Raw genomic sequence first — 14964 nt, forward strand, 5'->3', positions numbered from 1 at the left:
ATTATCCTCTAATAATATCTACCGGATCGATCTTTGAAGCCTTTAGCGCTGGCAGATATCCGGCAATGAGCGTAGTGATCAGGCCAAATATGAAAGCCAGCAGGTAATCGCTTAAGTTGTAACTCATCGGTAAATGGTTCATTCCCGCCATTTTAAAGGGGATGTGGTTAATGATCTGGGCAATAATAAAACCGGTAATCATACCAATCAAACCGCCAAGGATGCCAATCACGATGGCCTGTGTTAAAAATATCGACGTGATGTCTCCGCTTGAAAATCCCATGGCTTTCAGTATCGCTATTTCCTTGATCTTTTCGTTAATGGTCATATTCATAATGTTGTAGATCCCAAAACCCGCTACTGTTAAAATGGTGAGTGATACCGCTATGGAGATGATATTCCTTAAAGAAGAAGCGGCCTGTAGCTGCTGGTTAGATTCCTGCCAGCTTTCTACTTTGTAGGGGATTACTGGTGCTATTCTGGCCTCTACCGGTGCTGTTTTCTGGTAATTCTGTATGTTGACCTGCAAATCCGTAACGTAATCCTGGTTCTCGGAAAGCAACTGCCTGGCTGCAGTAATATTGAGATAGGCCTTGGTTTTATCTACTGACTTTACATTGGTCTGGAAGGTGCCAATAATCTTATAATTCTTGGAGACCCCATCGGATGTCAGCACATTGATATTATCATCCACATGCAAACTCAGTGTATGTGCCAGGTCGGTACCTATGATCAAACCATCAGGGCGGTATTGTAAATCGTTCCATTTCCCCTGGACCATATAACTGGAAATATTAAATAGCTTGTTCTCATTATTCACATCCACGCCAGATAAATTGCCATTGATCTTATTGCCGCTATTCCGGAAAAATACGTTGATGTTTACCTGTGGGGTAATGCCTGTTACCTCAGGCTGTTTCCTCACCAGGTCAATGATGGCCCCGGTATTTTTAATACCCTGTGTATACTGGATCACCTTGGGGTTCCTGATATTGCCGGCAATCTGATTCCCGTAGGCTAATTTCAGCAGGTTGGTATGATCCGCAGGGCCGTCATTATAGATACGGATATGGGCTAGTGAAGTAAAGGCCAGTGTGGTTTGTGTATCATTGGTGCCGGAAACAAAGCTATTCAGGAAAATGTACATGGAGATACCAAACACCACACCCATCAAAGCCACAATAGTTTGTTTTACGCTGGACGTTAAATGTACATAGGCGATCTTGTAATTGGTGCTCAGTCTCATGATTTTGGTTGGGTTAAAGCCTCATTTTCAGTTAAACCACTTAAAATTTCAGTCCATTCCAATGTTAGTATGCCTACTTTTACTTTGATCTTATTTTTTCCAGATAATACATAATCGCCATCCATCAAATAAAAAGAAGGGATCACCAGCGCATTTTTCTTCTCTTCAATGATAATGTTGGCCTGAAGTTGCGTGCCGTTCAGATGCTGGGGAGGTAATTCCCTGAAAGTGGCTTCTACAGTAAAAGCCTGCTGATTGGTATCAAATGAAGGGTATATTTTTGTAACGGTTGAGGGGTAAACCTTGTCGTTATTACTATTTAAAGAGATCAGTGCAGTCTGCCCTAATTTAACCCGCTGGATGTCTTCTTCGGCCACATATAACTTCACGATGATATGGCCGGCACCTACTTCGGCAATCTGGTCGCCCTTTTTAACATAGTCGCCCACTTTTTTGGTAATACTCATTACAACCCCATCGGCCTTTGCAGTGATGTCATAATAATCATTGCTCTGCTGCTGAATAAGATACTGTGCCTTTGCATTATCTACGTTCTGGTTTAGGTTATGCTTTAAATCGGCCAGGTTCTTTTTCAGTACCTTAAGGCTGGAAACGGACGAACGGTATTGCAGTTCGGCATTTTCATAATCAGTCCTTGATACCGCATTGGTTTCTACCAGACGTTTATAACGGGCGTAATTCGTAGAGTCTACCTGTGCTTTATCCTGCGCCTGGACAATTTGTATTTTCAGCTGTTCAATCTGCGGAGAAACTGCTGAAGTATTGGTTTTGGCAAAGCGCAGGTTGACAATGGCATTCTCTACCTGTGTTCTTTGCACGTCGTTCGTCAACCGGTATAAAACCTGTCCTTTTTTTACCGTGTCGCCTTCACTTATATTTACCGTTTTAATATAACCTTCGGCATTGGCCATCACTGCATACTGATTAATATTTTCAATATGTCCGCTGCCAAATACAGCATCCACAATTTCCTTTCGCTGTGGAGTAATTTCATTTTTATGTTTGCAGCCAAAGAGGAAAAAAAGGGCGCAAAAAAAGACTAATGGATAATAGTTCATGTTGATATGGGTTAAAGCAGGTTATTGTCTGGATAGGATGGTGGCCCTGATAGAAAATAGCTGCGAAAGATTGTTTAAATAATTGTTCTCTGCTGTCAGGTAATCCTGAAAGGCTTTCAGGTAAACGTCCATTGTGATAATTCCCTCCGTGAACTTTTGTCTGTTTAGCATCAGGCTGTTGTAATACAGGATATAACTCCGCTGGGCGGCCTTTACCATATTTAAATAGTTCTCGTTGTTTTTGAGCAGGAGCTGATCATTGATGGAGCTTTGCAGTTTGGCATTGGTATACTGTAAGGCGGCAATGTTTTGCTGTACCACAGCACTCTTATACTTATTGCTATTCGTTAAGCCGGTAAACAGCGGGATATTCAGGTTTAAACCGATATAACGGTTGGCACTCCAGGCGTTACTGCTTAGCGATAAGCCAAAATCGTTACGGTACTGCTGAGCGCCTAAGAAGGCCGAAGCAGATAGGGTAGGATAAGCCACAGAACGTTGAGATTTACTTTGCAAAATAGCTACCTCTTCCTGCTGCTCGTAAACGCTGAGGTTTTTATCATTTCCTAACCAATTATTATTCTGTTTACTGAGTGAGTCCAGTTGAATGAACTCTTCAAATACAACTCCATCTTCTGCTTTTGTGCCCAGTATGATTTTCAGGTTTTCTATACCCTGATCATATAACTGCTGGCTTTGCGCCCGGTTCTGTTTTACATTGTTGAAATTGATCATCGCCTGGTTTACAGCTATTTCATCAGTGGTGCCGGCATGAAGCCGCTGTTTAGATAAAATAACCAGGCTATCTGCGAGCAGCTGATCTTTGACATTAGTTTTCAGGGATGCTTTGGAAATCAGTGTGGTATAGTAAAGTCTGGCTACCTGTTCTTTGAGGCTTTGTACGTAGGCATCCTGCTGTAGTTCACTCAGCTTAACATTGTTCTTCGCAATCTCTGTTTGCATCAGCAGCTGCCAGTTAAAGATATTCTCACCGAGGTTAATCCCGGTATTGTAATTGTACTTCTTGCCAAATTGAAGGTCGTAAGTTGTTCCCGGTTTACCGATCAGCTCGCCCGGTACTGGTGTAACTGCCAGGTGCAGGTTATCCTGGCCGCTAATGCTGGCAGAAGCACTAGGATAAAATCCCCCTTTTACTGATTTGTAAGTATACTTTGCCTGTAGGATCTGTTGCTGATAGATGGCCTGTGAGGGATTGTGTTTTACGGCCAGCGAAATGGCTTCCTGTATAGATCCCATTACCAGGGTGTCTGCTTTATTCTGGGCTAATGTCCTGCCGCTTAAAAAAAAGCAACAGGCGGATATGATTAAATAACGGTTCATCTGGTTATTTAACTCTGGTCCAAACTAAATCTTTGCCCATCAAACCTGCTTTTACCGCGAGGTTCATGGTATTAGCCCCTGATAGTGTAATGGTGCAATTCAAAACTTTATCCTTTGCGGGTACATAAATTTTACCCGTCCATTTGCCTGATGAATAAGTAAACTCTCTTAGTACAATAGTGCCAACAGGCGTCTTTTTGGTACCCTGCGTAACTTTTCCAAAATATTGGTTCCCTTGTTTGTAAACCTGGATAATGCCTGTGCCATCTTTGGTCTGGAAGGCACCAATCAGGGCGTCGGGCGAGGTAGACTGCGCTAATAAGCCCTTTGTAACAACCATTAGGGTCAGCAATAAAACAGCTGTAATTTTTGTGATCGCTTTCATATTCTGTTTAAATTATATTCAAACTTAGCCTTGTCACTGCTTTTAACCGGGAATAGTTAATTGAGCTGGACAAATTGGGCAGTGAACATAACCAAACAGTAGGGTGAGTTTTATGTTAAAACTCCATCCATTTGAGAAAATCGCTGTATTTTACTTTGCCTATGATTATTTTTTCGGGTGTTTCGCCTTTTGCCTTTACCACTAAACGACGGTTGAAATAATGTTCGATATTCTGGATGAACTCCCTGTTGATAATGAACTGTCGGTTAGCCCTGAAAAACTGGCTGGGATCTAACATCGCTTCCATCTGTTCCATGGTATATTGTGTTGTATACAGGTGGTCGTGTTCGTCGGTAAGCATCACCAGCCCGTTAGCAGTATACACAAAACGGATGCCTGCGGTTTTAACCGGAATGATCTGGTCGCGGAAGTGAATCAGTATAGAACGTTTAAAACTATGGTCCAGCTGGCTGGCTAAACTCGATAACTTTAAGTTATAGTCGTCTGGTTGAACAATAAATAACTTCTTGAAATTCATGTATTTCTCTAAGCTTTGATGAAGCTTGTCTTCATCAATAGGTTTGAGTAGGTAATCAATCCCATTGGCTTCAAATGCCCTGATCGCATATTCGTCAAATGCCGTACAAAAGATCACGGGCACCTTAACTGCTGCCTCCTGATAGATGTCAAAGCTTAACCCATCGGCAAGCTGTATATCAGAAAATATCAGGTCGGGTGCAGGGTGTTCTTTAAACCATTGAATCGCAGATTTGACCGACGACAAAATAGTTAATACCCTGATGCCATCATCTATCCCTTCAATCAGCTTTTTGAGCTCTTTTGCTGTTTTAATTTCATCTTCAATAATCAGTACGTTCATGGTTTAAGCAGGGGTAAGGTTACGGTAAAAAAAGCATTGTTGTTAATTACGCTGATTTCTTTTCCCGCTAACAACTTATAACGCTCGTTAATGTTTTGAAGACCTTTTCCATTGCTGTCTTCTACAGACTTTTTAGGCTGAAAGGTATTGGTTACCACCAGCTGTTGTAAATCATCTGTATATATCCTGATCTGTAAGGGATCATCCATCGAGATAATATTATGTTTAATCGAATTTTCCAGCAGTATCTGTAAAGAGACCGGGGGGATACGATAATTCAACAGTTCTTCATTGATATTTATGGTAATTTGTAAAGCCTCTTCAAATCGCTCCTGTAAAATGTAGAGGTACGACCTGGTAAATTCTACCTCTTCTTTAAGGGTAATCTTTTGCTGGTCGTGAGAAGTGAGCAGGTAGCGGTAAACATTGGCCAGCTGCGTCACATAGTTTTTTGTTTCCTGGTTGGGTGCAATGGTCCTTAGGGTGCTCAGCGAGTTGAAAAGAAAATGCGGACTGAGCTGCTGCTTCAGCAAAATAAGTTGTGCCCGTAATTGTTCTTGTTTCAGGTACTCGTTCTCCAGTCTGGAAGTTTGCAGCATCAGATAGGTGTTCAGGTAAAAAACCGCAAAAAAACAGAAGGAACTGATAGCAGTAGATCTGAATAAGGTACTCAGCAACATTTGTTCATTTGTAAGGATCTTCCCGTTAAAAAAATACAGCCCGTAGATTTCCTTATATAACAAACTGATCAGGATCACCACAAATATACCCACAAGAATGCTGAAAAATCTTAACCTGGATTGGTGGATAGTGGCTCCTTTAAACTGGTAATTGAGGATAGTCTGATGAATATACCAGCAAATTAACAGGCTAAAGAACACATAGGTCACTGTTGCAGTGATGGAATGAAAGTTTTCTGCATCCAATGAAATCAGCTTGGGGATACAGCCCATCAGGGCAACAAATAGGGAAAAATAGATCCCGGTTTTGGTTTGATAGTCCTTAAGCATAGGATAAATATAGGCTAATTATTCTTTTTTCTTTTGATCCGTGAGGGCACAAGTGAAATACCAGCCTGGATAAACATACCTTTTGCCGGAGTGAAATCATCATATACTTTATTGTCACTATAAGTTGCAAATTTCCTTGACAAATCATAGCCGCCATCCAGGTTAAGATACAGCGGCCCTGCTATCTTTATGACAACGGATGGCCCGATCGTTATATTTCTGTAACCTACCCTGTTAATAGTTTTATTCTGGTCTACTTCATCCGGTATGTGATAATAACCTCCTGCAATATGGAGGGCACCACCCAGGTGGAGATTATTGGAAGCTGTACTGTAATAAACCGCAAGATTGGAAGGAAGGAAAGCCACTACATTAAATTGATTAGCATGATAATCAAGCTGTAAAGCTGGCAGGAGCATCTTTTTCCCAAAGTTGGTTCCATAACCCAGGCCTATTCCATACGAGAAATCGCTACTTACCCTTTTACGGGCAACAACCTGTGTGAGCACAATGATATCCTTACCTGATAAGCCCTCTGAAAAGTCTGAACTCAGCGTTGGGGCAACCGCCAGTTGTATGTTCCATTGGTCATTCAATTTATGCGACAAATTAAAGCGCATGGAGAGTGTCTGGTAAGTGTGGTCGAAAATATCCGAAGGCGCCACATCTCCGCTTTGCATAGAGGGACTCATCAAACTATATCTTGCAGTAGTGCTTAAACTTGTTTTAGGAGTTGAAAATAATGGAAAGCTGACAAAATAATTTTGCTCGGTAACCGCGGCTTTGGTGCCACTTGGCTGGCCTTTGATTTGAGTAGGCAAATCGTACCTGAATTGTGCACCTGCTAATGGAATATCCTGTGCGTAACAATAACTGCTGATGGCAATAAAAATTGTTACTATCGATAGTTTAATCATCATCTTTTTTTATTTGCAAGATCAGCAGCTAAAAAAGAAGCATAGAAAAAAGAAAGGTGAAAAGGACATATTGCCCTATGAACTGTTCAAATGCCATCAGCAATTTATACTGATGGCATTTAATGAGTTACAAATGAAATTGGAGGGTGGTATAAAACGATCTGCCTTCAGAAGGGATGATGCCCGGGCCGGGAAAACCGGTGGTGCGCCTGGTAAAATACATCTCATTGGTTAGGTTGTTAACCGAAAATGATAGTTTCCATCTTTTTAACGTGTAGGCGGCGGTAACATCCATTACATGATAGGCGGGAATGATACCTGTATTTCCATCAGTGGAAGCCTTGGCATTGGTGGCATCAGAAAACTCTGCATCAGTATAAGAATACTGCAGGCTGCCGCTGATATGTTTATACAAAAAATCTATTCCATAACGGTCAATCCATGGGGCAGCATACTCTACCTTTTTGCCTTCAAACTGTTTACGGTCGGATGGTACGTCAATATAACTGGCATTGGTATAGGAAACTGAACCAAAGAGGGCCAACTTATATTCACTGTATTGAAACTGTGGTAACAAATGCAACAGATTGATCTCTGCATAGGTTTCGGCACCCACGCTGCGGGAATTGCTGATATTGGTTTCATACAGATATACAGCATTGCCACCATCGCTCTGCTGCAAAGTACCGATCCTGTTTTTATACAACAGATAAAACCCGCTGACATCAAAACTCACTATGTTTTTAATCTGTCCGCGGTAACCCAGGTCAAAATTATAACCTTTTACATCTTTCAGGTTGGGATCTACCTTCATATTGGGCTGTAAGATGATGATATCCGTGAAAGAAACCGGACTGTAGTTTTGGGAGAAGTTGGCGTATAAATCTGTTTTACGACTTACTTTATAATCCAGTCCTAACCCTAACAGTGCAAACTTACGGGTATGTGATTCGTTACCCAGGGTTTTAGCATTCATTGTGGTATCAGGAATGGTATAACCTTTGGCGTTGGTCTGAATGTATTCCAGCCTGGCCCCCGGGATGACAGAGAACTTATCCGTTAACTTAAAAACGTTTTCTGCAAATGCAGCCACGTTATAAGAAGGGAAACGGTAATCAATCTGGCGGTCGTTATTATCCCTCATGGTAAAATCAGCATCCGATCCGGTGTAATTATAACCCTGTGTACGGTGCGTATCGCCGTGGTAAGCACGCACACCCGCTAAAAAAGAAGATTGTATATTGTTAATCAGTGCATAATGGTGGATATACCTTGCTTCCATATAATAATTACGGTAATCATCATTCATCACCGTACGGGGTATGGATGGGTTATCAATAAAATTGATAGGACTCAGGTTGCCCACATTTTTCCGGTCCGCAATCAGGGAATACACTTTTACAGTTAGCAGGTTGCTGGTATCAATGGCGTAATTCAGTGTTAACGCCGGGATATTCCATGTCGCGGCAAACCAGTTCCTGTCGCGTAGCGACTGCCTTGGATTGGCTTTAAACTCCTCGTCAGTAAGTCCTCCAGGCTGCTGCATCTGGTAATACATAAAAGTATAATCAAAGCCCAGGGTTAGCTTTGGCGTAAGCGCATATTTTAAAGAGATGAATGCGTTGTGTACATTAAAGCCTGTATTATCACGCCAGCCGTCGCCACGTTTAAAATCGTAAAAAGCATAATAGTTTAACTTTTTATCCTGACCGCCAATGCTGTTAAAGGAATTAAAAAAGCCATAACTGCCTACGGTTTGTTTGCTCACCACATCAATAGGTTTATCTGTAGGGCCCTGCTTTAATTTAAAATTCAGCAGGCCGGCAAACTGGGTACCGTATTGAAGGGATGCTGCCCCGCGGATAATTTCTATGCCGTCCAGTGCATCGGTGGGAGGGGTATAGTAGTTTTCCGGATAACCAATTGGATCGGCACTGATATCATAACCATTTTGCCTCGAATTAAACTCTGTGGTACGGTTAGGGTTTAGTCCGCGGGTGGCAATGCTCAGTGATACACCTGCTTCATCATTCTCTATAATGTTTACGCCAGGTATTTTGGCATAAATCTGCCGCGTACTGTTAATCGCAGTATTGGCAGATAAAGTATTCATATCTATCAGTTCATTCTTTTTTCCGGCATAAATGCTGGTACCGGCGGTCTGGATTTGCAACTGTACATCAGAAAGATGCTGTTGCACCCCTTTAATATTCACTGTGCCTAACTGGCGTACATCCGTAGGCAGCTCAAAAACCTTTTCGCTGTTACCGGCCTCTACCTTCCATTCAAACGTTTTACTGCCATAAGCTGCAGCTTTAATCGTTATCGTGTATTTCCCTGCGGCGAGCCGGTAAGAAAAATGTCCGAGGCTGTCACTGGTACAGCTGGCGGTTTTGGTGAAAATCAGGGTGGCATAAGGAATCCCGGTATTCGTTACCTGGTCTTTTACCATCCCGGAAACGTTTACCTGCTGGGCATAAGCGCCCAGGGAAAAGATCAAAGCAAAAAGTAAAAAAGTAAATCTTTTAATCATCTATTTAGTTTTTGGGTAATATCCAATTTTTTGGTAAGAAGCTATCCTGTTCTTTCGATAGGTCAACTTTTGGATCAATATAAGTCTGGCCCGGTCTGTGATTCAGCGATACATAAGCATCTGCATACACGGCTACCGGATGTTTCAACTTAATCCGGTATTTGTCGGCCAGAAAAGATGCGTATTGTAAAATCATATCCGGCTGTGTACTCATCATTCTCTCCTGCAGCGGGCTCAGGTATTTTTTAGGGTATTCAATAAATCTTTCTCCGGTAGATTTGTCCTCCACATAAAACTCTACATAACCGTCTTTTTCTATCAGCATTACATTCCAGGCATAACGGTAGCCCTGTTCGGTCCACAATACATCCCCTTTATAGAACAAATACCTCAGGGGCATAACCAACTGCCATAAAAAAAATACCCCGAAACAGCAGGTATAGATATATTTATTTGTTGAAAAGAAAAATATACCAGGGCTGGCTGTACTGCTTTCAGAGAGAAAAGAGCAATACGTTGTTAAAACACGGCGATGAAATTCCGGAGAGAAAAACACCAGCGCTGCGCCCATCATCACCAGCGGAAAAATACCGATGTAAAAAAGCCATAACGTGATCACATGAAACAAAACAATCACGATGTACTCATAAGGGCGTGTCTTTTTATTCAATAAAAAGAAAACCGCGGTCAGGTCAAACAGCATTCCTATCCAGCTAAACAGGTATGCGGTAATAGGCATGGCCAGCCATTTACCCACAACAGGAATACTCTGGCAGGCACCGAGCCATATTTTCATCGGCTCGGCACTGATCAGCCAGTCATATTTTATCTTGGATAAACCGGCGAAAAAATAAACCATTCCTACCTGTAAACGTAATACACCAAGCGTCCATCGCGGAACCATAACCGGTTGTTGCCAGCGTTTGGCATCCAGGCTGAAAGATGCATTCATCGGTAGAAAGATCATGATGAACGACAACAGCGTGATCAGGTAATAATGATTCAGGAAATTGGTCAAATCCAATAATTCGGTATATGAGAACAGCACAAAAAACGCAGTTATAGCTGCACGGTAGTACTTACCCAGGATAATCAGCACCAGGCAAATGACCATCGCTATCCAGGGTGCGTAAATCCAGTTCCCCGGCAGTACCGGTATCCAATGAAAACCATAGTACTTAAAAAAGAACTTGGGTTTAATATAGAGTAAATACACCCATCCATTATACAAAAACCGCAGCTGGCTAAACAGCATAACGCTGCCAAATACGATCCTGAAAAATGCCAGTGAAGCAGCATCTACAGGTTCGTATAACTTGTTGAACAATTGATGGAAAAAACCAGATTTAATCACCGTCGGTATCTGCAAATGTAATGGTAACGCCCAGGTTGTTAGCTATATCAACTTTGAAGTAAGCAATTAGTACTTTCAGTGAAGCGAATACATCCTGCACCTGTTGTTTCTGACTGCCTACAGCTGTAGCGTAAGGGGAATTGATTAAATTCATTTTTGTGATCACATCATCAAACTGGCTGTCTACCACGGTTGAGAGGTTCTGCCCGTTCTTCTGTGCTTTCACATAATTGAGCAGGTCATCCAAACCCTGTCCCGAACCGCCGTCAAATGCAGCTTTCATGGCCAGTACATTGGCTTTCATCACCGGCAGTGATTCTTCAGCGATGGTGTATTCAATCTGGTCAGGGTGTGGCTGGTTGTCGTTTACTTTTACGCCCATCCCAATCGGGTTTCCTACCTTCATGTTTTTTACTTCGTCAAGGTAAAGTGAAATCGTATTGACTACCTGGCTCACTGAACTGCTTACATCATTTCCTTTTGCATTCTCAAAAGTATTGAGGTAACCGCCTGTCCATTGTTTTTGCAGGTTAGTAGCCTGCGATGCCAGGTCCTGTGCTACAGAATTTAAAAAAGTGATCCTGTTGGCAGCACCTGTACCAGTATATTTTGCCACCACGGCGGCATTACCTGTTTTATCGAACAACAAATACTCCAGTCCTTTCAGTCCCTTTGTATCGGCACCAACACTGGAAGCCGTAGACTGGGCGGTGATAGCCGTTTCTATTTTCGCAGGATTGGCAGGCCAGGTATCTACAGTTGCAGATATCAGGTTGTCATTCAGCGGGCCGAAGTTAAAAGGAGCTACTGTTCCCCAGTTTAACGCCAGAGCTATCCAGGCATTCTGGGCAGCGGTTAAAGTAGTGGTATTAGGGTTCGCTGTAAATGCGCTGATGGCACTTACATCCGCCGCTGCGCCGGTAGAAAAATTGTTGATACCAGCCAGTAATACGGTGCTGCCTACATTAGTAAGCATAGTACCCTGGTCATAACTGCCGAATAACGAAGATGATGATTTACTGGAATCAGTGCTTTTAGAACAAGCTGCTGCTGCGAATACCACAGCTGCCACAGATGCGGCCATTATTTTTTTATTGATGTACATTATATCAGGATTAAAGGTCGTTTACAAATTTGATTAAGGCGTCGCGGTCGGCTTTTGATAACTTAGTAAAAGCTTGTTTTGAATTGGCAGCTTCGCCGCCGTGCCATAAAATAGCTTCCTCAATGGTACGGGCGCGACCATCGTGCATAAGGAACATTCCATTATTATTATTCACTAGGCTAACCAGGCCAATGCCCCAAAGAGGAGGCGTGCGCCATTCACTGCCCGATGCAAGGTAATCTGTACGTCCATCGGCCAGATCGGTACCCATGTCATGTAAGAGTAGATCGGTATAAGGATGGATGGTCTGATTAGACAAGAGTGGCACATCGGCGAAAGTGCCGGTTTTAAATTGAGGGTTGTGACATTTAGCACAGGATACCTGTGCAAAAAGCGCCTTGCCATGTACAATGGTAGCATCCGTCCAGTTTCTTCTTTGCGGTACAGCCAGTGCTTCGGTATAAAAAACGGTATTGGTAAAAAAGGGTTCAGGTAACTCGGCTTCCCCTGCCACATTACTTCCATTAATCAGGGAGCCGAATAAAGTTAGTTCTATGCCATATAAACTAGGATTAGGATAAATAGGCGTGGTAATCCCTACATCAGCGCTCAATGCACCTGCAACCTGCTGGCGGATATCCGGTTCGTTTGCCTTCCAGCCAAAACGTCCCATTACCATTTGTTGTTTTTCTACACTCCAGACGTAATTTGCCTTTCCTGTAATGCCATCATGATTGCTGTCATTGGCGTCAATACCAGCAAGTAAGGTTGCTTCAGGGATAGCCTGTAAAAGCCCCATGCCCACTAACTGCGGTGCTATGCGGGGAGAAGACATAAAATTTACGGCATGCCCGTTTCTCAGGTTCTTGAACTGATAAGCTGGTACCCTTAAAGTAACGGTAGAGCCATCGGGATAAGTTACTACCTGATCAGTATAAGTCACATAGACCTCACCATCAGGCGTAGCCTGTAAAATTGAGTTATTCCTGAATTGTAATCCCAGGTCTGGGTCTGGATTTGGTCCGCCATGCGGGTCCTGTCCGGGGCTGCTGATGCGCATTAAAAGAGAAGTAAGCTGTTCTGAACCAGAAAAAGGGGTACGGCCACGGCCATCTTCTACGTGGCAGCTGTTACAGGAACTGGTATTAAATACAGGTCCTAAACCATCTACTGCTTGTGTAGATGCGGGCGCGGTTACCCAATTGGTATGAAAAAAGGAACGGCCAACTTTAAAATTAATCACATCTGCAGTGAGCATTGGCGGTATAGGCTGTGCAAAGGCAGCGCTGGTGGAGAGGTTAATCGTTCCATTCACACCCCCCTGCAACTCTTCATTGGTTAGTTGCGTTGCATCACTGCTGGCGGGTGTAGCCTCCTGTTTGGAGCAACTCTCCAAATAGATGGTCAGCACAACGAATAAGCTGATTACACCCATTACAATTGGCTTTCTATAATACGATTTTACAGACATCAAATTTTTATTCAGGTTGTTGAAAAGAGCTCTAATAATGGACAAGGTTTGCCGGCCTGAAACCATAAAAAAGCTATAAGTATATATATCACAAAAGATCAAGTTGCTTTAGTATTCTTTAAAGCAACTTAATCTGTAAATTCTTCAGAACCGGGAAATCGTCCCTGACCTGGTTAGTCGTTTTCAGTTGGTATGTTTACGTTTGTCAAATTCAGATCATGCGCAATCTGCGATACCCAATCTGCAACGGCACTAACATCAGTAACCCCTTTTTGTACAATCAGGTTACCTGCTGCATTACTGCCATCAATCAGGTAGTCAAACGGTTTATTGGTTTCGATACCCTGTAAACTTGTTTGCGCATTGGTCAGCAAGGTTTTCATTTTGGTATCATCAGCTGGATTAAGGCTTTTCACATAATCACTCAATCCCAGGCCACTAATTACGGTGCCGCTGATGGTAGTGTATTTTCCATTATAAGCATTAACGATACCCTGCATATCCAAATAAAGATCGCGGTGCGTATTGTCACTAAAGCACGAATGTTCTTGTTCCTGTGCATGAAGGGCTAAAGGAACACCCATTCTTTCACCTGCCATTTCGCCTTTTGCCAAACGGCCTATGCCGTTAAACATATTAGCAATAGCTGTTGCTGGTGCAGCCTGGAATGTTTTGCGGTAATTGGTTGCATTAGGTGCCCATGCGTCCACCATAGTTTTTAAATTGTCTACCACCAATTGGGTAACAATCTGCAGGTATTGTGCCCTGCGTGCGCCATTTGGAGCAGTAGCGGCAGCAGTAGTAAGGTAATCTTTATAAGAGCGCTGTCCTGGAATTTTATTGATAGCAGGGGTATCATCCTGTCCCCATAATAAAAACTCAATGGCATGATAACCTGAAGATACTTCCACATTGTCGCCATTGGCATTGGTAGTTCCGCCATCCGGCTGATTATTGGCGATCAGCAGATTCTCATCGATGGTTGGATAAGTAGTTGGCATATTGATAATACCGAAGGTGAAATTTGGAGTTGGATAAGCTGTATAACCATGTGAATCTCCTGCCAGGTAATCAATGTAACCTTCATCCAGCGGCCATGAATTTAACAACCCATCACCACTATCACCGTCAATTGGACCACCATAAAAACGTCCCATCTCCGTTTGCATATACGGTTCGCGGGCAGCAAGCCATGCATTTTGCGCATCTGTTAAAGCCTGCGCTGAAGGATTAGCAATCAATGCATTAACTTTAACTTGCAAAGCCAGTGCTGTAGTGTAAGAATCTTGATAACCTGCTTCTAAGATATTAGAATAGTTTGTTACAATCTGTGATTGCTGGTCAGTGGATAAAGCAGTGTTACCCGGCGTATCTGATTTTTTGCAGGCGGCAAATGAAAGCGCCGCTCCTAAGGTGAGGAGTAAGTGTTTTTTCATATTGATGACAATTTGGATATAAGTTGATTTAGCAACGGCGCAAATGAAATCATTATTAAGAACAGTTCCAAATATAATCTGTAATAAATCTAATTAAGCTATGCCTAATATTGAAATTAGCTTGTTTTGTTAATGTAACATCATTGATCCATATTAAAAAGGGATTAAAAATATCGTATTGTGAAATTAAATGTAAAAAAAAGAGAG

The 14964-nt window shown here is 42.5% G+C and carries 12 protein-coding genes; all 12 read right to left on the bottom strand.

The annotated features are described in order from the left end of the window. Position 1 precedes the first annotated feature (1 nt). Positions 2-1246, bottom strand: a complete 1245-nt coding sequence (locus tag GSQ84_RS20460; RefSeq protein ID WP_158799198.1) for an FtsX-like permease family protein — start codon at positions 1244-1246, stop codon at positions 2-4. Next, positions 1243-2325 (bottom strand): efflux RND transporter periplasmic adaptor subunit, encoded by a 1083-nt coding sequence (locus tag GSQ84_RS20465; protein WP_158799199.1) that lies wholly within the window; start codon positions 2323-2325, stop codon positions 1243-1245. Before GSQ84_RS20465 ends, GSQ84_RS20460 begins: the two co-directional genes overlap by 4 nt. 21 nt (positions 2326-2346) lie before the next feature. Then, positions 2347-3666 carry a TolC family protein gene (locus tag GSQ84_RS20470; protein WP_158799200.1) on the bottom strand — a complete coding sequence of 440 codons (1320 nt, stop codon included), beginning with the start codon at positions 3664-3666 and terminating at the stop codon, positions 2347-2349. 4 nt (positions 3667-3670) lie between these two features. Next, positions 3671-4051, bottom strand: a complete 381-nt coding sequence (locus GSQ84_RS20475; RefSeq protein WP_158799201.1) for a DUF2147 domain-containing protein — start codon at positions 4049-4051, stop codon at positions 3671-3673. Between the two features lie 115 nt (positions 4052-4166). Continuing rightward, the gene (locus GSQ84_RS20480) at positions 4167-4931 is read right to left on the bottom strand and encodes a LytTR family DNA-binding domain-containing protein (RefSeq protein WP_158799202.1); all 765 of its coding nucleotides are present in this window, start codon (positions 4929-4931) and stop codon (positions 4167-4169) included. After that, complete coding sequence (locus tag GSQ84_RS20485; RefSeq protein ID WP_158799203.1) at positions 4928-5941, bottom strand: sensor histidine kinase; 1014 nt, start codon at positions 5939-5941, stop codon at positions 4928-4930. Before GSQ84_RS20485 ends, GSQ84_RS20480 begins: the two co-directional genes overlap by 4 nt. 14 nt (positions 5942-5955) lie before the next feature. Then, on the bottom strand, positions 5956-6861 hold the full coding sequence (locus GSQ84_RS20490; protein WP_158799204.1) for a DUF6268 family outer membrane beta-barrel protein: 906 nt from the start codon (positions 6859-6861) through the stop codon (positions 5956-5958). A 124-nt stretch (positions 6862-6985) separates the two neighbouring features. Further along, a complete protein-coding gene (locus GSQ84_RS20495; protein WP_158799205.1) occupies positions 6986-9391 on the bottom strand; it encodes a TonB-dependent receptor domain-containing protein in 2406 nt (801 codons plus the stop codon). Positions 9392-9395: 4 nt separating this feature from the next. Then, complete coding sequence (locus GSQ84_RS20500; RefSeq protein ID WP_158799206.1) at positions 9396-10760, bottom strand: HTTM domain-containing protein; 1365 nt, start codon at positions 10758-10760, stop codon at positions 9396-9398. Then, complete coding sequence (locus tag GSQ84_RS20505) at positions 10738-11850, bottom strand: imelysin family protein (protein ID WP_158799207.1); 1113 nt, start codon at positions 11848-11850, stop codon at positions 10738-10740. The genes GSQ84_RS20500 and GSQ84_RS20505 overlap by 23 nt, the downstream gene beginning before the upstream one ends. Positions 11851-11860: 10 nt before the next feature. Continuing rightward, positions 11861-13321 (bottom strand): di-heme oxidoredictase family protein, encoded by a 1461-nt coding sequence (locus GSQ84_RS20510; RefSeq protein ID WP_158799208.1) that lies wholly within the window; start codon positions 13319-13321, stop codon positions 11861-11863. A 173-nt stretch (positions 13322-13494) separates the two neighbouring features. Beyond that, a complete protein-coding gene (locus tag GSQ84_RS20515) occupies positions 13495-14757 on the bottom strand; it encodes an imelysin family protein (protein ID WP_158799209.1) in 1263 nt (420 codons plus the stop codon). Positions 14758-14964: the final 207 nt, after the last annotated feature.

The sequence above is a fragment of the Pedobacter sp. L105 genome (assembly GCF_009765875.1).
GTDB lineage: Bacteria > Bacteroidota > Bacteroidia > Sphingobacteriales > Sphingobacteriaceae > Pedobacter.

Coding starts and splice junctions, on each gene's coding strand:
- GSQ84_RS20460 (WP_158799198.1), bottom strand. CDS start 1,246: ATGAGACTGAGCACCAATTACAAGATCGCCTATGTACATTTAACGTCC.
- GSQ84_RS20465 (WP_158799199.1), bottom strand. CDS start 2,325: ATGAACTATTATCCATTAGTCTTTTTTTGCGCCCTTTTTTTCCTCTTT.
- GSQ84_RS20470 (WP_158799200.1), bottom strand. CDS start 3,666: ATGAACCGTTATTTAATCATATCCGCCTGTTGCTTTTTTTTAAGCGGC.
- GSQ84_RS20475 (WP_158799201.1), bottom strand. CDS start 4,051: ATGAAAGCGATCACAAAAATTACAGCTGTTTTATTGCTGACCCTAATG.
- GSQ84_RS20480 (WP_158799202.1), bottom strand. CDS start 4,931: ATGAACGTACTGATTATTGAAGATGAAATTAAAACAGCAAAAGAGCTC.
- GSQ84_RS20485 (WP_158799203.1), bottom strand. CDS start 5,941: ATGCTTAAGGACTATCAAACCAAAACCGGGATCTATTTTTCCCTATTT.
- GSQ84_RS20490 (WP_158799204.1), bottom strand. CDS start 6,861: ATGATGATTAAACTATCGATAGTAACAATTTTTATTGCCATCAGCAGT.
- GSQ84_RS20495 (WP_158799205.1), bottom strand. CDS start 9,391: ATGATTAAAAGATTTACTTTTTTACTTTTTGCTTTGATCTTTTCCCTG.
- GSQ84_RS20505 (WP_158799207.1), bottom strand. CDS start 11,850: ATGTACATCAATAAAAAAATAATGGCCGCATCTGTGGCAGCTGTGGTA.
- GSQ84_RS20510 (WP_158799208.1), bottom strand. CDS start 13,321: ATGTCTGTAAAATCGTATTATAGAAAGCCAATTGTAATGGGTGTAATC.
- GSQ84_RS20515 (WP_158799209.1), bottom strand. CDS start 14,757: ATGAAAAAACACTTACTCCTCACCTTAGGAGCGGCGCTTTCATTTGCC.